The organism is Candidatus Thermoplasmatota archaeon (assembly GCA_035540375.1).
Taxonomy (GTDB): domain Archaea; phylum Thermoplasmatota; class SW-10-69-26; order JACQPN01; family JAJPHT01; genus DATLGO01.
In genome coordinates this window covers 24,874-43,783 of the sequence record DATLGO010000079.1, presented here as the reverse complement: position 1 = coordinate 43,783, position 18,910 = coordinate 24,874, and the positions used below count along the sequence as shown (strand labels likewise).

Genomic DNA, 18,910 nt, shown 5'->3' with positions numbered 1-18,910 from the left:
CCCCGGACGCGGAACTCACCCCCGTCGAGACCCCGGCGCGCTTTCCTACGTGCGTGCGCCGGACGCCGATGGAACGGGGACGCTAGACGCGTCCGGACAAAACCCCTCAGCCACCGCGATCGCCGTTCCAGGGCGCCCGCTGGGATGCGGGGCCGGGCCGGGGGCGGGCGACGGGTATCGGGACTGGGTGCCGGGAGGCGGGCGTCGGGTGCCGGGTGCCGGGATTCGGGACCGGGACCGGGACCGAGACCGGGACCGGGCGTCGGGCGCCGGGACCGGGCGCCGGGTCCGGGCGCCGGGACCGGGCGTCGGGCGCCGGGTGCCGGGACCGGGATTCGGGACCGGGACCGGGTCCGGGCGTCGGGACCGGGCGTCGGGCGCCGGGACCGGGACCGGGCGTCGGGACCGGGCGTCGGGCGCCGGGACCGGGACCGGGCCGCGGGACCGGGCGCCGGGCGCCGGGACCGGGACCGGGCCGCGGGACCGGGCGCCGGGTCCGGGCCCCGGGACCGGGCGCCGGGTCCGGGTCCGGGACCGGGTCCGGGTCCGGGACCGGGACCGGGTCCGGGCGTCGGGACTGGACCGGACGGGGTTGCCCGCCGAGCCGAGCGCCGGGAGAGCGCGAGCGGAGCGAGCGCCTGCCACTCCGTCCTAACGCGAAAGCGGGGACGGGCGCGACAGCGCCCCAAAGAGGGCGGCCGAAGGCCGCCCGAGGCGCGAGCGAAGCGAGCGCAGGTGAAAGCGGGGAAGCGCAGGACAAAGTCCTGCGCTAGAGCACGAAATCCACGCCCTTCGGCCGGGCCGCCTCGCGGTAGTTCGGCACGCTGTCGTCGCGGCCGAGGATCTGCTTCGAGCGGACGCCCGTGAGGACGACCATCGCGCGCAGGGTCTTCCCGAGGTCGGGCTGCACGTTCGCGCCCCAGATGATGCGGCAGTCGGGCGAGACGCGGTCGTGGATCTCCTGCACGACCTTCTGCGCCTCCTCGAGCGTCATGTCGGGGCCGCCCGCGACGTCCACGAGGCAGCCCGTGGCGCTGCTCACGTCGACGTCGAGCAGCGGTGACGTGAGCGCTTCCTCGATGGCTTCGCGGGCGCGCTGGTCGCCTTCGGCCTCGCCGACGCCGATCATCGCGACGCCGCCCTTCTTCATGACCGTCTTGAGGTCCGCGAAGTCGAGGTTCACGAGGCCGGGCTTCGTGATCATCTCGGTGAGGCCGCGGATCGAGCGCATGAGGATCTCGTCCGCGACGCGGAACGCCTGCGCGAGCGGGAGCCGCGGCGCGACCTCGAGGAGCTTGTCGTTCGGGATGACGACCGTCGTGTCGGCCGCGTCGCGCAGGCGCGAGAGGCCCGATTCCGCGTTCTTCGCGCGGATATGGCCCTCCATGCCGAAGGGGGTCGTGACGACCGCGATCGTGAGCGCGCCGAGATCGCGGGCGACCTCCGCGACGACGGGCGCGGAGCCCGTGCCGGTGCCGCCGCCCATGCCCGCGGTCACGAACACGAGGTCCGCGCCGTCGAGCGCCTTGCGGATCGCCTCCTCGGACTCCTCGGCCGCGTTCTTGCCGACGTCCGGGATCGCGCCCGCGCCGAGACCGCGCGTGAGGTTGCGGCCGATGAGGATCTTCTGGGGGACCTTGACGTTGAGAAGGTGCTGCGCGTCGGTGTTGCACGCGATGAGCTCGACGTTCTCGAGGTTCGACTGGCTGAGCCGCATGATGGTGTTGCAGCCGCCGCCGCCGCAACCGACGACCTTGATCTTCGTGTTGAGCCCCGCGAGGAGGGCTTCGAGCTCCTGGTCGATCTCGGAGGTCGGCATCGCGGCCTGCGCGTAGGCGGGGGCCGCGGGGGCCGGCGCCGCGTACGGCTGCGGCTGGCCCGGGAACAGGCTCGCGAAGGGCGACGCGCCGTTTGCGGCGGGCGCGGCCTTCGGCGCGGAAAACGGCGACGAGCGGACGGCGGGCGCGCCGGACTCCTCGTTCGCCTTCTTGATAGCGTCCTGAATGAGGGACTTCATCGTGGCGGCTCCTAGTGCGCCAGGTGGACCTGGCGGTGCATCCGTCCCGGAAAGGGTGGCCGCGCGCTCATAACGGTTGCGAAGTGCGTCGCATCTCTCGACGGACGCAACCCTTTTCCTATGCCCAACCGCTGATCGACCCGGAGGCTCTCCCCTGATCACCCTGCGTCCCCTCTCCATCGTCCTCCTGGCCACCCTCTCGATCCTCGCGGCGGGTTGCCTGCAGCGGGAATACCGCGTCGAGGTCGGCTACGAGGTCGACGAACCGTCGGCCCTCGCGCACGCGGCCCTCGGCCAGCGGACGTGCCTCCTCGAGGCCCGGGAGCAACAGTCGACGGGCCCCTGCCCCCGCGTGGAGACCGGAGACCCCCGAATCCCGCTCGCGACGCTCGTGCTCGACGATTTCTACACCACGATCGGAGCCCCGAATGCCGGGGCGCAGCGCGACAACTACGAGGATCTCCTGAGCTCCCAGAACCCCTCGGAGATGCTCGACCGCGGCGACCCCGCGGCGCTCGTGACCGACGGGCTCGGCGGTTCGAATCCGCGCCGCGGCACGCAGGGCGCGATGAACGACGTGATCCTGCCGGGATTCGGCACGTTCTGGGCCGCTCTCGGCTACTGGGACGACCGCGACGGCGACGGCGTCGTGCGCCTCTCGCAGAGCTTTTCCGAGGATGACGACGATCCCGACTCCGAGTGGAGTCCTCGCCGCGACGCGAGACTGTACTCCTGGGTCGAGCCCGGACCTCGTCCCGCATGGTCGAGCGCCTACGCGCCCCCGGCGCACCACCCGGATTTCACGTATCACCTGCGAGGATACACGCTCTACCTCGCGGGGGCCGAATCCTCGGACGTCCTCGTGTTCCCCGATGGATCCCTCGCCCAGTCGATGCGGGTCGCGACGGCGTCCGATCCCGTCCTTGCGCCGTCCTCCGAAGGCCTCCCGTTCACGCCCACGGAGCATTCGCGCGTCGACATCGACGCCTACTCGGCGATCGCGGGCGGACCCGTCGCCGCGATCTACGCGTCGGTCCTTGCCCCGACGGTGAACGCCTACGGCAACCCGAGCTGGGGGTGGTGCCCGAACGCCTGCCGCCTCCCGTTCGGCACGGGCGTGGACCCGGTCGACGGGGGTCTGGACGGGGTGTACGACCTGGCCTATCCGCGCGCCGCGCCCGAGTGGACGGAGGGCAGCGGCTCCTCCGCGGCGGGACGCAGGGAGGATTTCACGGACACGTACAGGGGCTGGATCGACGTGCGCCCTGCGACGCGCATCCCCGGCCCGCCGTCGGCCTACGTCGTGAACTTCGGGATCCGCTTCCCCACGGTGGAATCCGCCGCGGTCGCCGCGAGCCCCCAGGGATGGGACCCGCAGCAGGGGACGACGATCGGGCCCGGTTATTTCGCGTTCGATCTGTGGATGGGCGTCTGGAAGGACATCGATGGGGACGGGTTCATCGGGAGCGCGGCGAAGCACGATCCGTACGAAGGCGGCCGGCGCCCCGACGGCAATGACTATCTGCAACCGGGGTCGGAATTCGTGGGCGCGTTTCCCGCCGAGCAGCCGAACGGCGAGAACTTCCAGGTCCGCCTCATCCCCGACGAAGGGTGGGGCCCGGGTGTCTATCAGATGAACACGGGGGGAACGCCCTCCGACGTCTATTCGCGCGACCCGAACTCGGGCGCCTGCATGGACCCGTCCGCCACCCACGTCGCCGGCGTCTGCCTCAGGCCCGTCGACCGTGGAAAGGATACGCTCACGCTCGCAGCGGGCGTCGACCGGAGCTTCGGAAGCGACGGTTACTACCGCTCGATCGGCACGCTCTTCCTTCCGTTCGGGTCGCCGGGATTCACGATCTGCACGCCGACGTTCACGATGCGCCACGAAACCGGCGGAGTCCTGCACGAGGACCCGATCTACGACTGCGACCACCTGGCCCGATACGAGGCCCGCTGATCACGGGATACGGCGCGGAGGACCCGGCGATGCGCGCCGCGGGCTGTGCCGGCGCACGGCCGCGGCGATCGCGGGCTTCGGCTGCGCGCCGACCATCGCGTCCACGAGCCGGCCGTTCCGGAAGATCATGAGGGTCGGGATGCTGCGGACGTCGAAGGCGCGCGCCGTCTGCGGGTTCTCGTCCACGTTGAGCTTCGCGAACACCGCCTCGCCCGCCATCTCGGAGGCGAGGGCCTTGATGACCGGCTCCACGATGCGGCACGGACCGCACCACGGCGCCCAGCAGTCCACGACGACGAGCGGGTGCTTCGCGAGAAGCGCCGGAAGCGTCGCGTCCGTCACGTCGACCGGCGTCGCGGGCGCGGCCTCGGCCGGGGGCGCCGCGGGCGCATCGGCGAGGCCCATGAGCTCCGCGAGCTTGCGCTTGCGCAGCGCCGCGAGTTCCGGGTCGTCGTCCATGCGGCGCCCATCGCGCGTTCCCCGGGATAACCGTTGCGCAGGCGGTCGAAACGGATTTCAGCCTCGACGCGGGTTGCGGCCGCGTGCGCGCGCACCTCCGCATCAGCGGCCGCGTCCAGGGCGTCTACTTCCGTGAATCCACCCGGCAGGAGGCCGAGAAGCTCGGCGTCACGGGCTGGGTCCGCAACCTCGCGGACGGCCGCGTCGAGGCCGTTTTTGAAGGCCCCGAGGAGGCCGTGGAGAAGCTCGTCGCGTGGGCCCGCATCGGACCGCCTCGCGCGCGCGTGGCTTTCATGGACGTCGAGCGTGGCGGGAACGAAGAGGGGTTCCCGGCGTTCGAGGTCCGGCGGACGGGCTAACGCGCGAAGTCCGCGAGATCCAGGTCCGCGTCGCTCCAGAGCGTCCCGAAATGGGACGTGAGCGTGCTTCCGAACTTCGCGTCGCGGACGAACACGACGGCGAAATAGGCGCCGTGCGCGACCGGGTGCGGGACGCCCACCATCACCTTCTCGCCGTCGATCACCGCGAACGGCGTCTGCTCGCGCGCGCTCACGCGCACGTGCAGGTTCTCGCCGAGGCGCGGGAGCACCGTGCGCGCGATCAGGTCGTTGTAGCCCGACTCGAGGACGTACGGAATGTCGCGGTCGCGCATGAGGACCCGCACCTCGACGCCCCGGTCGAGCGCGCCGCGGATGGTCTCGAAGAGCGCGTCGTCGCGCGCGTCGTAGCGGTCGAGATGGAGGCTCACCATGAGCTCGCGCTCGGCCTCCGCGATGCGCGCGGTGAGGTATTCGCGCGCGGCCTCCTCCCCGATCGCGACGTGGTAGAACGTCGAATCGCGATCGCCCGGCGGCATGCGGCGCGCGAGGCGCTTCTCCACCTCGCTTGCGCGATGCGTGAGATCCTCGTATCGCTCGTCCAGCTCGCGGCGGCGCTGCGCGAGCAGGGTCTGGATCGCGGCCTTCGCGGGCACGGCCCGGTAGACCTTCGGGCGCTCGTCGCGCAGGCGCACGAGGTTCTGCGTCGTGAGCGCGGCGAGGACGTCGTAGATGCGCCCCGTCGGAAGACCGGCGCGGCGCGCGAGGGCCGTCGCCTCGCTCGGGCCGGCGAGGAGGAGGGCCACGTACGCCTGCGCCTCGTATCCCCCGAGCCCCAGGGCGCGGAAGCTCGCGACGAGGTCGTCCCGGCCGCCGTCCGGCGGGGCCGCTTTCCCGGGGGCGCGGTCCACGCGGGACCACGGGATGGGCGAGGTAAAAGCTTATCCCGGGATGGGACGTCCCCCGCCACGCGGATGGCGTTCGTCGAGCAAGGCCTGGCCCGGGTCGAAGCGCGCCTCATCGAAGAGGCCGCCGCGGCCGAGGACCCGCTGCTCGAGGAGATCGCGACCGATCTCATCCGGGCCGGCGGGAAGCGGCTGCGCCCGCGCGTCCTCCTCCTCTCCTATGCCGCCGCGGGCGGCCGCGACCTCACGGACGCGGTCGTCGACGCGGCCGTCGCGGGCGAGCTCATCCACACGGCGAGCCTCGTGCACGACGACGTCATCGACCAGTCGGCGCTGCGCCGCGGTCGCCCGACCGTGCACGTCCGCTACGGTCTCGGGCCCGCGATCGTCGCGGGCGATTTCCTCTTCACGCGGGCCTTCGGCCTCTCCGGCAAGCTCGGACCGCGCATGGTGAAGATCGCGCTCGACGCCTGCACGCGCCTCGCCGAAGGCGAGATCATGGAGCATCAGCTCTCGATCCTCGCCGCGAAGGCGACGAACGGGAACGGACACGGCGAGTTCCCGCCCGAGGTCGAGCGTTACCTCAAGACGATCGTGAAGAAGACCGCCGAGCCCATCCGCGCCGCCGCCGAATCCGGCGCGGTGCTCGCAGGGGCCGGCGATGCGACCGTCGCGCGCTACGCGGAGTATGGCCTCGCGGTTGGCATCGCGTTCCAGATCCAGGACGACATCCTCGACCTCGTGGGGGATCCCGCGACGACGGGCAAGCCGCGCGGCGTCGACGTGCGCGCGGGCGTCCTCACGCTTCCCGCGCTCCTGTCGCGCATCGACGGCGCGCTCCCCGAGGAGGCGACGCGCGACGCCGACGCGCTCGCGAGGTCGCTTGCGCGCTCGCCCTACCTCAAGGCCGCCGAGGAGGTCGCGCTCCGGTACGGCGACAAGGCGAAAGCCGCCCTCGCGAACGTGCCGACGACGCCCTACAAGGACCAGCTCCTCGCCCTCGCCGAGGGCGTCGTGCGCCGCGCCGCGTGATCACGCGAAAAGCCGCGCGCGCACCTTCTCGAGACCGTCGAGGTCGTGGATCGAACCCGCGTGGGCCGGGACGAGCGCGAACGAGGCCCGTATGCCCGCGCGAAGCTCCTCGACGCGACGCTCGTGCTCCCGCGCGACGGCGTCGTACAATGTCGCGGCGACGGCGGCGTCCTCGAGGAACGCGGCGGCATCGCTGGCCGACGCGCCCGTCGCCCGCGCGAGGGCGGTCGCCGCCGCGCCGTCTGAGACAAGCATGCGCGCGTCCGCGAGGCCCGGCAGGCGCGGATAGAACCGATTCACGACTACCCCCGCAACCTCGAGGCGCGCGTCGCGCTCGACCTCCCGCGCAAGGTCGAGGGCGAGCGGGACGCTCGCGGCCTCGGCGGTCGCGACCAGGTTGATCGACGTCGTCGTCGGATCGCGCAGGACGCCCTGCATCCGTCGAACGCGCTCCTCCATCGCGACGAACATCGGGTCGAGGGTGGTGAGGAAGTCCGACACCTCGTCGAGATAGCCTGCGCTCGTCCATTTCGCGAGGGTTCCCGCGACGTAGCCGCCGCCCATGCGGAGGACGCGCGTCGGGCGGAATAGGTACTTCACGACGCCCGATTCGAAGACTCGGATGAGCTTCTCGTTGACCCGGAGGAAATCGACCGCGTGGCGCGACGGCGGCGTGTCGACGACGACGAGGTCGTAGCCGCCCTCCTTCACGACGTCGTGGAGCGCGCCCATCGCGACGTATTCCTCGGATCCCGCGAAGGCGTCGCTGAGCTGCGCGTAGAATCGGCTCGCGAGCATCCGCTTCATCGTTTCGGGCGACGGCGCGTGGCGCGCGACGAGGCCGTCGAGCGCGGCCTTCGTGTCGAGCATCATCGCGTCGAGGTTCGGCTTCACGTTCGACGGCTCGTTGCCGAGTTTCACCCCCATCGCGTCCGCGAGGCGCCGCGCCGGATCGATCGTGAAGACGAGCGTCTTCCGCCCGCGTCGGGCGGCCTCGAGCGCGGCCGCGGCCGCAAGCGTGGTCTTGCCGACGCCGCCCGGCCCGAGGAAGACGACGAGCTTCCGCGCGAGGATCTGATCCGCGAGCTTCAGGCGATCCCCTCCAGGCTTCGCGCGACCGCGACGAGACGCCCCTCGGTCGCGGGCGTCCACGGCACGTAGGCAATCGGCGCGCCGACGTCCGCGAGGCGCTCGCGATGCTCGACGGCCTCGCGCCGCTGCGCGTCAAGAAGCTCGGAAGCCGCGACGAGCGCGTCCACGTCCTCGCGCGAGGCCCCCGCGAGCGCCCGCGCGACGTCCCGTCGCGCCCCGGCGTCCGCGGCGAGCCGGTCGAGCACGCGCTTCGAGCCCGGCGTTTCGAAGACGGGCGTCACCCAGCGGTTGACGACGACGCCCGTCACGGGAATCCCGTCGCGCGCGAGCGCCCGGGCGAGCTCGACGGTCTCGCGCACGGGCGTCTCCTCGGGAAGCGTGACGAGGACGACGGACGTCGCCGCCGGGTCGCGCACGAACGTGTCGAGGACGAGCGCGCGCTCGCGAAGCCGGCCCGCGAGGATGGCCGCGGCCTTGCGCGGCGCCTCGAGGAAGTGCAGCCCGTGACCCGTGGCGGGCCCGTCGAGCACGATGCGGTCGTAGCGGCCCTCCCGCGCGAGGTTCCACACGCGGTTGAGGACGGCGAGCTCCTTCGCGCCGGGGGCGATGTCCGCGAGGCTTGCGTAGGCGGGCGACTTCACGACCGCGTCGGAGAGGGCGCCCATCGGGACCATCTTGCGCACGATGTCGTCGAGGAGCCCGCGCGGATCGATGCCACTCACGTCGAGCGTCGCGGGAACGCGCCCGCCCTCGGCCGCGAGGCGCGCGACGAGGTCCCGCGCCTCCACGAGGCCGACGAGGAGCACCCGCTCGCCCGCCTCGGCGCGCGCGAGCGCGAACGCGGCGGCGAGCGTCGTGCGCCCGACGCCGCCTTTGCCGAGGAAGAGCGTGGTCTTCGCCGCCACGCGGCGGGATGCGGTCTCGTGCGCTATAGAAGCTGCGGAACCCCGGCGTCCTCGAGGATCGCGCGGACCTCGTCGTAGCCGTTCTTCGATCCGCGCGAATCAAGCGCGTAGCCCGCGACGCCCGGCGTTGCGGCGAGGGCGGCAAGCACCGTCTCGCGCGCGACGCCCTGGTCGATCGCGTAGCCGGGAAGCATGTGGCCCGGCGCGGCGCGGCCCTTGAGCGCGAGGTCGACGCACTTCGGCGCGTAGTGGCCGCCACCGAGGCCGAGGACGACAGGCTCGTCGCCGGGCGGCTCACGCGAGACGGCGAGGAGCGCCCGGGCGACGGCGCGCGCGGGCTCGGGCTTCGACCATTCCTCCTCCGTCGAGCCGACCTCGACGAACGCGAGGGGCACGCCCGTCCAGGGGCCGTGGTGCGTCACCTCGTACGTGATGGCGTGGCGGAGGCCCTTCGCCTCGCGGGCGAGCGCGCGGAGCGCCTGCGCCATGCGGCGCGCGGGCGCCGGCGCGAACGAGCGGGGCTTACCCCCGTACTCGGCGACGTCGCCCCAGACGCCGACGGGATGCACGGTGAGCGACGGCGAACCCGATGCGGCCTTGTGCTTGCTCGCGACGAAGATGGCCTCGGGCGTCTCGCCGAGCGCCGCGGCGAGGCGTTCGCCGATCGATTCCTCGAAAAGGTGCAGGCCTTCGACCTCGGCGATGACGAGGTCAGGCCCGACGCGAAGCGGGGCGGCCCCGAAGTCCCCGCGCGTCTCCCACGAAGCCTCGCCGAGAAGCGCGTCGCGGATGGCGACGGAAGCGGGGTCGGCGCGGGAGACGAGGATGGCGAGCGTCACGCGCCCGCGAGGCGCGCGGGCGACTTAGCGTTGACGCTACCCGCCGGACATGTTGACGGTCCAGCTCGCCCGCAGGTTCGAGAGCATGTAGGCGTACTGCTCGTCGCACGCGGGCCGGTCCTCGAGGTGGTGGAAGAGCGCCAGGTTCTCCGGCTCGGAGGTCTGGATCCGCTCGTCGCAGAATTCGCAGGTAAAACGCATGGACGTGCGTTCGACGTCACCGTTTTAGTAGGTTACCCCCCAAACGGCGGCACGTGTGACGGATCGCGTCACGCCGTAGCCTTTTTCGCCCGCATGGCCCGTGACGTTCGCGTGATCGTCGATCCCGTCTGCGGCATGGAATTCACGGAAGAGGAGGCGGAAACCCTCGGCGCGGAACGCCTCGTGAAGGACGGCAAGACGATCTGGTTCTGCTCGCCCGCGTGCAAGCACGAGTACGCGAAGCGCGGTTAACGCACGGTTTCGAACTCGGTCAGGAGCGTCGCCGCGAGATCCTTCGGCGAGGCCTTGAGGACGCGGCCGTCGACCTCCTTCGCGATGCGCTCCGCGGCCTTGACGTAGAGCTCGTCCTCGGGTTCGAGGAGGATCTGCACGACGCCGAGGCCGGGGCGGCGGCGCAGGAGCCGCGCCTGTTCGAGCGCGTACGCGAGGCACTTGTCCGGCGTCGAGGCGATGTCGACGCCGCCCTTCGTGTAGGCCTCGGGAAGCCCATCGGTCACGAGGTACACGAGCGCGCGCTCGCCTTTCGAGAAACGGAGGAGGTCGTACGCAAGGCGCAGGGCCGCGCCGGTGTTCGTGAACCCGCGCGGCTCGCTCTTCCAGACGCCCATGAGGTCGACGCGCTCGACGCCCGTGTCCATCGCGATGACGTCCACGATGTGCGCGGGGTCGTCGTCCTTCACGGCGCGGTAGAGCGCGAGCACGGCGCGCTTCGCGGCCTTGAGGCGCTCGTTCTCCTCCATCGAGCCAGACCGGTCGAAGACGATCACGACGTGGTTGATCGCCTCGCGGTCCTCGCGGTGGACGATCACGTCCTCCTCGTAGATGTGGCGATTGTGTGGGTGCCGCGTGCGCGCGTTCACGAGCGTGCCGACGACGTCGAGGTGCGCCGTCTCGTAGGCGCTGCGCATCGGCTCGCGCGAGAGGTTGCCGGACCCGTCCACGATGGCGCCCGTCGCGCGGGCCTGCCCGGGCGGGATTCTGCGCGCCTCCTCGCTGAACACGATCTGGGAGAAGCGTTCGAGGAGCCGCGTCGTCGGGAGGAACGCATCGCCGTCCTTCGAGAGGAAGCCCGCGTCCTCGAGCTCGCTCGCGATTTCCGATTCGAGCGCGCGCTCGGGGCCCTGCTTGAGCGACGCCTCGATGCGCTTCATCTCCGCTTCGCGCTCCTGCTCGAGCCGCGCGAGCGCGGCGTCGCGGCGCTCGGCCTCCGCGCGCTCGGCGTCGAGCACCTCGGAGAGCCGCTTCGCGAAAGCCTCCTCGCGCGTGGCGTATTCGCTTCCGCGCGAGCGGGCGCGCTCGGCGGCGTCGCGCTCCATGAGGCGCATCGCGAGGTCCTCGTAGTCCTCGCGCCCGACGAGCCGGTCCCAGAGGGCGCGCATGCGCTCCTTCGTTCCCATCGTCCTCAGACGCCCCGCGATCGCGCTCCGCACGCGCGGGTCGCTCGCGAGTCGGCCGCGGAAGCCGGGGACGCTCAAACCGCCCGGGAGGAGCACGTCGCGGCCCTTCACGGCGGGCTTCCTCGGCTTCACGATCCCGAGCGCGCGCAGGAGGGCGCGGATCGGCCAGAGGATGGCCGCGAGGACGGCGCGCAGGAAGCGGCCGATCGCGGCGAGCGCGCGGCGCCACCAGGGAAGCGGCGGCGGGGGCTCCGTGATGAGGCGGACGAGATCGTCGGAGGCCACGGCGGCTCGCTCGGCTTCGGCGCGCGCGACCTTCGTGAGCTGGAGTTCGCGTTCGAGGGCCGCGCGCTCGGCCTCGGCCTTCGCGTGGGCCTCCTCCCAGGCGCGGGCGACGTTCTCCTTTCGAGCCGCGACGGAGCCTTCGAGCGCGCGCCGCATCTCCTCGGCGCGGCGAAGGAGCTCGTCGCGCAGGCGTTCGATGCGCGCGCGGATGCCGCGGTCGCTCTTCTCGCGCTCCCGCACGAACGCCTCGATCGCGCCCACGCCTTCCTCGGCGATGCGGCGCACGAGCTCGCGGCGGTCCTCGGGGGAGAGCGCCGGCGTCTCGACGCGCTCGCGGCAGTCGGGGACGCGCATCATTTCGCGGCCTCGAAGGCGCCGGTCGCCTCGAGGTAGCGGAACACGCGCGCCGCGTGCGGGCCGTGGTCGGCGCCGTCGAGCCGGTCCTCGCGGCGCACCCAGTCCGCGAAGCGCTTGAACTTCGGCGGAAGGTCGGCCGCGGCGGGCGCGGGCTTCGTCGCGAGGACGCCACGGATCTCCTGGATGACGCGGCCGGCTTCGGCCTTGTCCTCCTTGAGCTCCTCGTTGAAGAAGCGGCACCAGTAGCCGTCGGAGGCGTCGCGGGCGAGCGCCCCGAAGTGCTTCGCGACGAACGCCGAGACGACGTCGCGGTTCTGGCGGAAGCTCTCCTCGCTCCGGGCGCGGATCCGGCCCTGCATCGCGTCGAGCGCGCCCTGCTTGATGTCGTCGGCCGTGACCGCGGGGCGGCCCGCGAGGAGCGCGCGCGATTCCGCGCGGCGCAGCACGTCGATCATCGTGCGGTTGCTGCCGGCCTCGGAGAGCTCGCCCACGCCTTCCGTCGTCTTGCGCCACTTCGCCATGATGCGGGCGCTCGTTTCGCGCGCCACGCGCGGGACGCGGTCGTCGCGGCCGAGCGCGAGGTCGATGACGGCGAGATTCTTCATCGGATCCTCGTTGAAACCGACGTGGATGCCCGCGAGGCGGCCGACGAGCGGCTCCGTGATGTGGTCGAGATCCTCGAGGTTGGAGGTGGTGACGGCCAGGAAGCTCGCGGGGAACGTCTCGCGGCTCTTCGCGGGGCTCACGATGTGCTCCTGGAAGGCCTGCAGGAGCACGTTCTGCGTGCCGCGCGGGAGCTTGCCGATCTCGTCGACCATGAGGAGGCCGCGGTTCGCCTGCATGACCTTGCCGGGCTCGAGCACGAGCGGCGAGTTCGGGTCGCCGATCGATTCGAGCTTCGCGAGGTTGATCGCGCCCGTGAGGTAATCGGGGAACACCTCGGGCGAGCCCTGGATGCGCGAGAGACCGTGGCCTTCGCGCAGGCGGATCTTGCGGACGGGCACGTCGTCGGGGTTCACCTTCGAGGCGTCGAAGTCGCCGAGCTCCTTGAGGGAGACCTTGCCGTAGGCGGTCTTGCAGTAGGGGCACGGCGGGACCTCGCGCGAGAAGCGCGGGTGGACGAGCGAGAGCGGGTCGTCCTGCACCGGGCAGCCGTCCACCGCGAGGACCTCCTTCGGGTAGAGATCCCAGACGTCCTTCGCGAGGCTCGTCTTGCCGGACCCCGTCGGCCCGAGGAGCAGGAGGTTCTGGCCGGCGAGGAGCGCGCTCGTGACGGCCGCGAGGGTCCCGTCGTCGAGGATCGCGTGCGGGTAGAGCGACTGCTGCGCCTCGGGACCCGTCGTGCCGTCGCGCGCGAGCGCCTCGAGGCGCGCGAGGATGGCGCCCCTCAAGAGGTCGCGGGGGGTCGCGGGTTCGATGCGCTCCTTGACGAGGAAGCGCGCGGTGGTCGTCGAGGCCATGGCGGCGTCCATCCGCGGTTCCAGCCAAATAGGTTGCCCGCGCGGAAGGACCCCTCCGGGGACAATCGGGACGCACGTTGAAGCCTCCCGGGACGATGGAGGGCCGTGCGTCTCCTCGCCGTCCTGCTCCCGGCCCTCCTCATGGCCGTCCCGCCCCCCGCCGCGGGTGCGGAGACGCTCGCGCTCGTCGCCTCCGACGAAGGCGAAGGAAACCTGTGGTACGCGGTCCGCATCCCGGCCGGAACGCGACACGGTTCGATGGAGGCCGTCGTGCGCGCGGGCGACGCGGACGCGGACCACTTCGCGGCGCGGTTCTACGTGTACGACGCGGAAGGCCGAATCGTCTCGCGCTCGGGCGTCGCGCTCTACGGGCCCGAGTATCGCGTCAAGCTCGCCCTCGAAGGCGCGCCCACGGTCGAGGTTTCCGTCGAGCGCATCGTCTATGCGGGGGGCGCGCGCCTCACCTCCACCGTTTCGTGGGGCTGCCCCGCGTGCGAGCCTTCGACGTCGGATCTCCATTTCGTCGATGTCCTCGCGATCGAGAACGCGGCCGTTTGGTCCTACGCGGTGCGCTCGAACGACGCCGGCGCCTGGGCGGTCGACCACGGCAACGCGTCCTTCGTCTTCACGGAGCGCCACTTCGAGGGGACGCTCACGGCGCAGGCCGTCGACGCGACCGCGAATCTCCAGACGTCGCTTGCGCTCGAAAACGACGCCGCGCTCGTCGGGTTCTTCGTCGGCGGCGGGTGGATCCGGCCGACCCTTGCGGTCTCGACGCCGCGCGGGGAGGTCGCGTGCCCCTGCGAGTTCGTGCACGCCGCGGGCGAGGCCGCGTGGGGGCCGGGCGACTACGCGTTCCGCCTCGACCGCAGCGTGGGGCCGGCGATGCTGCACGCCGCGAGCATCCGCCTCCCGCCCCCGCGGACTTAAGCGCCCGCGCGCCCCTCGCGGCGCGTGGAGCGCGCGCCCGAGCCGCCGCGCGAGGGCCCCTCGCGCGTGCAGATGATGAACTTCACCGTGTACCAGCTCCTCATCTCGCTCGTGAACCTCCTGAACCTCCCGCTTCCCGACGGCACGTACGTGCCGCGGCGGAGCGCGCGGCTCACCGTGTTCGAAAAGCACGTGCGGCACCTGCGCCTCCTCAAGGACGCGCTCGCGACGGACGACCCCGCGGCGCTTCGCGCGTACCTGCTGCCGATCAAGAGCCTGGCGTTCGAGGTGGAGTTCCTGCTCGAGCAGGAGCCGGACCTCGCGCGGAACCCCGATTTCTTCGACGGATTCCGGCGGCTGCAGACGCTCCTCCACAATGCGGAGGAGACGGCCGACTTCGCGGAGTGCGCGGACCTCGCCTACCGGCTCTCGATCCTGCTTCCCTTCTACGAAGACCCGTTGTACCTCGAAGCGCGGCGCCGGCAGGCGGACGAGTACGATCGCATGCTGAGCCGACGCCAGGGGCGTCGCGGGGGCCAGGGCCCTCCGCCCGACCGCTCTTCATGACTTCCTGGAGGGGAGGTCGGCCGAAGGTCCCGAATGGGCCATCACGGGAAGCGCTGGGTCCAAATAGCAAGACTCGCCACTCCGTTCCCGGATGATGCTCGACGTCGCCGTTGCGGAGGTGCTCGACAACTGGGTCACGGCGACCCTCAAGCGCGACGCGGGCGCGTTCGCCGACCTGTTCCTGCGCGGCGAGCCCCATCCCATCGCCGTGTGGTCCACCGGCGAGACGAGCGTCGGCTGGACGGCGATCCGCGACCACGCCGCCCGCGACTTCTCGCGCGGCGACCTCGGGATCACGAAGGTCGAGATCTTCGACGAGACCCAGGTCACGCTCGCCGACGACGCGGTGAACGTCGTCTTCCGGTACGAGATGGTCGTGCGGGACGTCTGGGGCACCGAGACCCTCCTCCAACGCCACGCGACGTTCGGCCTCAAGCGGATGCCTTACGGCGTCTACCGGATCGCGACGGCGCATTTCTCTCCGGCGTGACGGTTTCGCTCCATCGCACGCCGTTCCCCCATCAAGGTCCGGAGCCCCTCGCGCGCTCCAGACGGTTCCTCGGCGCGGGTCGCAGGTCCCGGTGGGAGTGGAAGTTTTTTCCCCCGGCCAGCCGTCGCACCCCCGTGGCCCGGACCGGCGTCGCCGCGCTCATCGGAAACACGCCTCTCGTCGAGATCGCGAAGCTCAACCCGCGCGCGGACCGCGTCGCCGTGTACGCGAAGCTCGAAGGCCGGAACCCGGGCGGGAGCGTGAAGGACCGCCCCGCCCTCGCGATCGTCGAGGAGGCGGAGAAGCGCGGCGACCTCCCCGCGCGCACGCTCCTCGACGCGACGTCGGGCAACACCGGCATCGCGTACGCGATGCTTGGCGCGGCGCGCGGCTTCGCGGTGGAGCTCTGCATGCCCGCGAACGCAAGCGAGGAGCGCAAGCGGATCCTCCGGGCCTACGGCGCGAAGCTCGTGCTCACGGATCCGACCGAGGGGCAGGACGGGGCGATCGACGAGGCGCGAGCGCGCGCGGCGAGCGATCCCGACCTCTACTTCTACGCCGATCAATACGCAAACGAGGCCAACCCCCGCGCGCACTACGCTTCGACGGGCCCCGAGATCTGGCGGGACACCGGCGGTCGGGTGACGCACTTCGTCGCGGGGCTCGGCACGTCGGGCACCGCGATGGGCGTCGGACGCTTCCTCAAGGAGCGCGATCCGTCGATCCGCGTCCTCGGGATGCAGCCCGCGGGTCCGTTCCACGGCATCGAGGGGCTGAAGCACATGGAGACGACGGCGCACGTGCCGCCGATCTACCGTCCCTCGGCGCTCGACGGCCTCGTGCCCGTCGCGACCGAGCGCGCCTACGCGCTCACACGGGCGCTCGCCCGCGAGGAGGGCCTCTTCTGCGGTCCGTCGAGCGGCGCGGCGCTCGCGGCCGCGCTCGAGGTCGCCGCGGAGCTCACGAAAGGCGTCATCGTGACGGTGCTTCCCGACGGCGGAGACCGCTACCTCTCGACGCCCGTCTGGGATGGCGCATAAGCGCGTCGGGTGCCGCCGGAGGCGCGCCGACACCCCGCCCTATGTTCCATCGCGTGATCCTCAGGGCGATGACTTCGACGAGGAGCGGCGCCTTCGCGCTCGACTGGGATGGGACAACGGAGCGCGTTCGCGCGCTCGTGGGGAGCCTGCGCCCCTGGGCGGAGCTTGCCGGCGCGGAAGGGTTCGGGGACGAGGCCGCCTGGGGGCCTCACCAGGAACCCTACACCTGGCGCACGTACCTCGCCGAGGAATTGGCGGACCGCGCGCGGCGCGGATGATCACGCGGGGTCGATGCGGTCGCGCGGCGGAATCCGTCCGAGCGGGCGCGCGACGGCGCGGGCTCCGGATTTCAGGATCTGGAGCGGGCGGTCGCTCGACCGCACCGTGCGCTTGTCCTTGTCCACGATGACCTCCTTGGCGCTCGTGTGACGGACGCGCCAGTAGGTGACCGTGACGGCGCCGCGACCCTGCAGGCGCGACGGACCGACGGCGACGATGGTGGCCTGCGGGTCGAGCGGGATGGTCCCGCGCGAGACGGTGGAGGAGGCGTAATCCAGGACGCGCACGAGGTGCTCGCCGGCGCCAAGCTCGAAGCGCGAGAGGAAGCGCTCGAGGGCCTCTTCGTTCTCGATGACGAAGCGCACCGGGACCGCGGGGGCGGGAACGTCGCTCACGAGCGCACCGTCCCCCGGGGGGGTCATAAACGCTCTTGCACGCTCGCCACCCGGGATCGAAAGGCTATTTGACGGGGCGCGTGCGTGGCGCGCCCGTGACCTTCGCGATCCCGGCCGAGGTGCTCGAGGATGTCCTCGCCCACGGGCGCGAGGGCGGCGAGATGGAGGTCTGCGGGCTCTTCGCGGGCCGGCGGCTCCCGGACGGGACCGTGGAGGTTGCGCGCCATTTCCGGGTGACGAACGCCCACCCGAACCCGCGCACCGAGTACCTCGTCGAGCCCGGGGAGCACCTGAAGCTCACGCTCCTCGTCGAGGACGAGCTGGGTCTCGAGATCGTGGGTTTCTACCACAGCCACCCGCGCGGTCCCGCCCGCCTCTCGACGACGGACGCGGCGCGCGCGAACTGGCCGGGCGCCGTGTATTTCCTCGCGTGGTACGGCGAAAGCGAAGGATGGGGCGCGTGGCGGTGGGACGACGGCCGCGGAAGGTTCGTCCCGGAAGCGGTCGAGATCCGCGGATCCGGCAAGAGCTAAGCTCGCCCCGGGCGAAACGGGACCCGTGGCGACGGTATCGGACCTCGTGGCGCGCGGCGCCTTCGTGATCGATCCCCGTCATCGACGCGTGCATCGCTCGTCGACGCTCAAGGAAGCGTGCGCGCGGGAGATTCCGGCCTCCACGGCGAGCTTCCGCGACACCATGCTCGACGCCACGCTCGTCATGAAGACGCGCCACTATCTTCCCTGTCCCCGGTGCTGGGGCTCCGAGGAAGCTTAATCCGGGGGAGGCGCTCCCCGGCTGTGCCCATCGAAGTCGTGCCCGTGATGCAGGTCCACCAGGGCCGCCTCGTCGCCGCAAGCGACGACCTCGCGTCGGAGGACCCCGCGAAGGCGCTCGCCTCGCTCTCGCGCGCGCACGGCCGCGTCGTCGTCATCGATCAGAGCGGCCTCGAGCGCAACGAGCCGGACCTCGCGTTCATCCAGACGGCCTCGCGCCACGCGTCGCTTTGGCTCGACGCGGGCTCGCGCGACGCGCCGGACGCGATGGACGTCGTCGTGGCGGGCGCGCACCGCGCAACTCTCCGATGGAGCCTGCTCGACGCGCCCGAGGAGCTGGACGACGCAGTCGAGCTCGCGGAGCCGGACACGTTCTTCCTCGGCCTCGAGCACAGGAACGGCCAGTTCGTCCCGAACCGCCGCGACCGCATGCCCGTGTCGGCGCTCGCCCGGCGCGCGGACGCGCTCGGCATCGGAGTCGTCGTGATGGACGCGGGCGGGCGCTCCTTCAACGAGTCCCTCGCGAAGAGCCTCGCGACGGCCGGAACCGAACGGTGGTTCGCGGGTTGGGTGACGAGCGAGCGCGACGTCGCCGCGCTCGAATCCCTCGGTTACACGGGCGTCCTCGTGCCGGCGGCGCAGGCCCGCGCATTCGCGGCGCGCGCGAAGGAGGAGGGCGCGTGAGCGACCTCCGGCGCGCCCTCGCCTACGTCTTCCGCCGCAAGGGCGAGACGACCCTCCCGAAGACCGTGTTCAAGCAGTCCGTGACGTTCGACCTCCATTGGTTCGCCCCCGAGCAGACGAAGAAGCTCCTCGAGCACGCGCTCGCCGTGGGCGCGCTCGTCGCGGACGGCGACCACGTGCGCCCCGCGTTCAACGTGGCCACGATCGAGGTGCCGATGGGCTTCCGCCCGACCGAGGACATCCTGAGCGAGATTCCCGAGCCCGACGCGGCCCCGGCGGCCCCCGCGTTGTACGACGAGCTCGTCGCGGCGGTCGCGGCCGCGATCGGGGAGACGCCCGCCGCCGTCGCCCAGGCCGCCTCCGAGGTGCGCGCCCGCGCGGCCAACCTCCTCGCGCCCGAGGTCGCCCTTCTCGAAGTCGCGCGCGCCCGCGGCGCGGACCCCCGGGCGTGGACGGGCCGGGTCCGCGAGGCCCTCGTTTCGACGGCGAAGCGCTAGAAAACGCC

General features: G+C 72.0%; 23 protein-coding genes. 13 read left to right on the top strand and 10 right to left on the bottom strand.

Annotation, left to right across the window (positions count from 1 at the left end):
• Positions 1-769 precede the first annotated feature (769 nt).
• On the bottom strand, positions 770-1,819 hold the full coding sequence (gene ftsZ / locus VM889_09675; protein HVL48813.1) for a cell division protein FtsZ: 1,050 nt from the start codon (positions 1,817-1,819) through the stop codon (positions 770-772).
• Between the two features lie 274 nt (positions 1,820-2,093).
• Here ftsZ and VM889_09670 point away from each other — a divergent pair, with 274 nt between their 5' ends.
• The gene (locus VM889_09670) at positions 2,094-3,977 is read left to right on the top strand and encodes a hypothetical protein (protein ID HVL48812.1); all 1,884 of its coding nucleotides are present in this window, start codon (positions 2,094-2,096) and stop codon (positions 3,975-3,977) included.
• On the opposite strand, the gene trxA is transcribed toward VM889_09670, so the two are convergent.
• Positions 3,978-4,436, bottom strand: a complete 459-nt coding sequence (gene trxA / locus VM889_09665; protein HVL48811.1) for a thioredoxin — start codon at positions 4,434-4,436, stop codon at positions 3,978-3,980.
• 83 nt (positions 4,437-4,519) lie between these two features.
• On the opposite strand from trxA, the gene VM889_09660 reads away from it, so the two are divergent.
• Positions 4,520-4,795, top strand: a complete 276-nt coding sequence (locus VM889_09660; GenBank protein HVL48810.1) for an acylphosphatase — start codon at positions 4,520-4,522, stop codon at positions 4,793-4,795.
• Here VM889_09660 and VM889_09655 read toward each other — a convergent pair.
• On the bottom strand, positions 4,792-5,664 hold the full coding sequence (locus tag VM889_09655; protein HVL48809.1) for a helix-turn-helix domain-containing protein: 873 nt from the start codon (positions 5,662-5,664) through the stop codon (positions 4,792-4,794). The genes VM889_09660 and VM889_09655 overlap by 4 nt on opposite strands.
• Before the next feature lie 63 nt (positions 5,665-5,727).
• Here VM889_09655 and VM889_09650 point away from each other — a divergent pair, with 63 nt between their 5' ends.
• Complete coding sequence (locus VM889_09650) at positions 5,728-6,690, top strand: polyprenyl synthetase family protein (protein ID HVL48808.1); 963 nt, start codon at positions 5,728-5,730, stop codon at positions 6,688-6,690.
• On the opposite strand, the gene VM889_09645 is transcribed toward VM889_09650, so the two are convergent.
• From VM889_09645 to VM889_09630, 4 genes are read right to left on the bottom strand one after another with little or no spacing between them, the layout of a single operon-like run.
• Entirely contained in the window at positions 6,691-7,842 is a 1,152-nt protein-coding gene (locus VM889_09645; protein HVL48807.1) for an ArsA-related P-loop ATPase, read from the bottom strand.
• Entirely contained in the window at positions 7,779-8,687 is a 909-nt protein-coding gene (locus tag VM889_09640; protein HVL48806.1) for an ArsA family ATPase, read from the bottom strand. The genes VM889_09645 and VM889_09640 overlap by 64 nt, the downstream gene beginning before the upstream one ends.
• A gap of 23 nt (positions 8,688-8,710) precedes the next feature.
• Positions 8,711-9,526 (bottom strand): D-aminoacyl-tRNA deacylase, encoded by an 816-nt coding sequence (locus VM889_09635; protein HVL48805.1) that lies wholly within the window; start codon positions 9,524-9,526, stop codon positions 8,711-8,713.
• A gap of 36 nt (positions 9,527-9,562) precedes the next feature.
• Positions 9,563-9,727, bottom strand: coding sequence for a hypothetical protein (locus VM889_09630; protein HVL48804.1), 165 nt, complete (start codon positions 9,725-9,727; stop codon positions 9,563-9,565).
• A gap of 111 nt (positions 9,728-9,838) precedes the next feature.
• Between VM889_09630 and VM889_09625 the strand changes: the two genes are divergently transcribed.
• Entirely contained in the window at positions 9,839-9,979 is a 141-nt protein-coding gene (locus VM889_09625; protein ID HVL48803.1) for a transcriptional regulator, read from the top strand.
• Here the strand turns inward: VM889_09625 and VM889_09620 are convergent.
• A complete protein-coding gene (locus VM889_09620) occupies positions 9,976-11,787 on the bottom strand; it encodes a VWA domain-containing protein (GenBank protein ID HVL48802.1) in 1,812 nt (603 codons plus the stop codon). The two genes, VM889_09625 and VM889_09620, sit on opposite strands and share 4 nt — an antisense overlap.
• Positions 11,784-13,247 carry an ATP-binding protein gene (locus VM889_09615; GenBank protein HVL48801.1) on the bottom strand — a complete coding sequence of 488 codons (1,464 nt, stop codon included), beginning with the start codon at positions 13,245-13,247 and terminating at the stop codon, positions 11,784-11,786. The genes VM889_09620 and VM889_09615 overlap by 4 nt, the downstream gene beginning before the upstream one ends.
• A 105-nt stretch (positions 13,248-13,352) precedes the next feature.
• On the opposite strand from VM889_09615, the gene VM889_09610 reads away from it, so the two are divergent.
• From VM889_09610 to VM889_09590, 5 genes are all read left to right on the top strand, one after another.
• A complete protein-coding gene (locus VM889_09610; GenBank protein HVL48800.1) occupies positions 13,353-14,177 on the top strand; it encodes a hypothetical protein in 825 nt (274 codons plus the stop codon).
• Positions 14,178-14,201: 24 nt separating this feature from the next.
• A complete protein-coding gene (locus tag VM889_09605; GenBank protein HVL48799.1) occupies positions 14,202-14,744 on the top strand; it encodes a hypothetical protein in 543 nt (180 codons plus the stop codon).
• Positions 14,745-14,838: 94 nt separating this feature from the next.
• On the top strand, positions 14,839-15,234 hold the full coding sequence (locus tag VM889_09600) for a hypothetical protein (GenBank protein ID HVL48798.1): 396 nt from the start codon (positions 14,839-14,841) through the stop codon (positions 15,232-15,234).
• Between the two features lie 134 nt (positions 15,235-15,368).
• Positions 15,369-16,274, top strand: coding sequence for a cysteine synthase (locus tag VM889_09595; GenBank protein HVL48797.1), 906 nt, complete (start codon positions 15,369-15,371; stop codon positions 16,272-16,274).
• A gap of 68 nt (positions 16,275-16,342) precedes the next feature.
• Positions 16,343-16,552, top strand: coding sequence for a hypothetical protein (locus VM889_09590; GenBank protein HVL48796.1), 210 nt, complete (start codon positions 16,343-16,345; stop codon positions 16,550-16,552).
• Here VM889_09590 and VM889_09585 read toward each other — a convergent pair whose 3' ends face one another.
• A complete protein-coding gene (locus VM889_09585) occupies positions 16,553-16,948 on the bottom strand; it encodes a hypothetical protein (protein HVL48795.1) in 396 nt (131 codons plus the stop codon).
• Between the two features lie 95 nt (positions 16,949-17,043).
• On the opposite strand from VM889_09585, the gene VM889_09580 reads away from it, so the two are divergent.
• Genes VM889_09580 through VM889_09565 form a run of 4 tightly spaced genes read left to right on the top strand, consistent with a single transcriptional unit; the run spans position 17,044 to position 18,902 of the window.
• Positions 17,044-17,481 carry a M67 family metallopeptidase gene (locus VM889_09580; protein HVL48794.1) on the top strand — a complete coding sequence of 146 codons (438 nt, stop codon included), beginning with the start codon at positions 17,044-17,046 and terminating at the stop codon, positions 17,479-17,481.
• 25 nt (positions 17,482-17,506) lie between these two features.
• On the top strand, positions 17,507-17,722 hold the full coding sequence (locus VM889_09575) for a hypothetical protein (protein HVL48793.1): 216 nt from the start codon (positions 17,507-17,509) through the stop codon (positions 17,720-17,722).
• Positions 17,723-17,745: 23 nt separating this feature from the next.
• Positions 17,746-18,405 carry a HisA/HisF-related TIM barrel protein gene (locus VM889_09570; protein ID HVL48792.1) on the top strand — a complete coding sequence of 220 codons (660 nt, stop codon included), beginning with the start codon at positions 17,746-17,748 and terminating at the stop codon, positions 18,403-18,405.
• Positions 18,402-18,902, top strand: a complete 501-nt coding sequence (locus VM889_09565) for a DUF2240 family protein (GenBank protein HVL48791.1) — start codon at positions 18,402-18,404, stop codon at positions 18,900-18,902. Before VM889_09570 ends, VM889_09565 begins: the two co-directional genes overlap by 4 nt.
• Positions 18,903-18,910 lie beyond the last annotated feature (8 nt).

What these genes read in the sequence shown, in the direction of transcription:
- VM889_09620 (HVL48802.1), bottom strand. Translation starts at nt 11,787, where the DNA reads ATGATGCGCGTCCCCGACTGCCGCGAGCGCGTCGAGACGCCGGCGCTC.
- trxA (HVL48811.1), bottom strand. Translation starts at nt 4,436, where the DNA reads ATGGACGACGACCCGGAACTCGCGGCGCTGCGCAAGCGCAAGCTCGCG.
- ftsZ (HVL48813.1), bottom strand. Translation starts at nt 1,819, where the DNA reads ATGCCGACCTCCGAGATCGACCAGGAGCTCGAAGCCCTCCTCGCGGGG.
- VM889_09615 (HVL48801.1), bottom strand. Translation starts at nt 13,247, where the DNA reads ATGGCCTCGACGACCACCGCGCGCTTCCTCGTCAAGGAGCGCATCGAA.
- VM889_09590 (HVL48796.1), top strand. Translation starts at nt 16,343, where the DNA reads ATGACTTCGACGAGGAGCGGCGCCTTCGCGCTCGACTGGGATGGGACA.
- VM889_09650 (HVL48808.1), top strand. Translation starts at nt 5,728, where the DNA reads ATGGCGTTCGTCGAGCAAGGCCTGGCCCGGGTCGAAGCGCGCCTCATC.
- VM889_09630 (HVL48804.1), bottom strand. Translation starts at nt 9,727, where the DNA reads ATGCGTTTTACCTGCGAATTCTGCGACGAGCGGATCCAGACCTCCGAG.
- VM889_09600 (HVL48798.1), top strand. Translation starts at nt 14,839, where the DNA reads ATGCTCGACGTCGCCGTTGCGGAGGTGCTCGACAACTGGGTCACGGCG.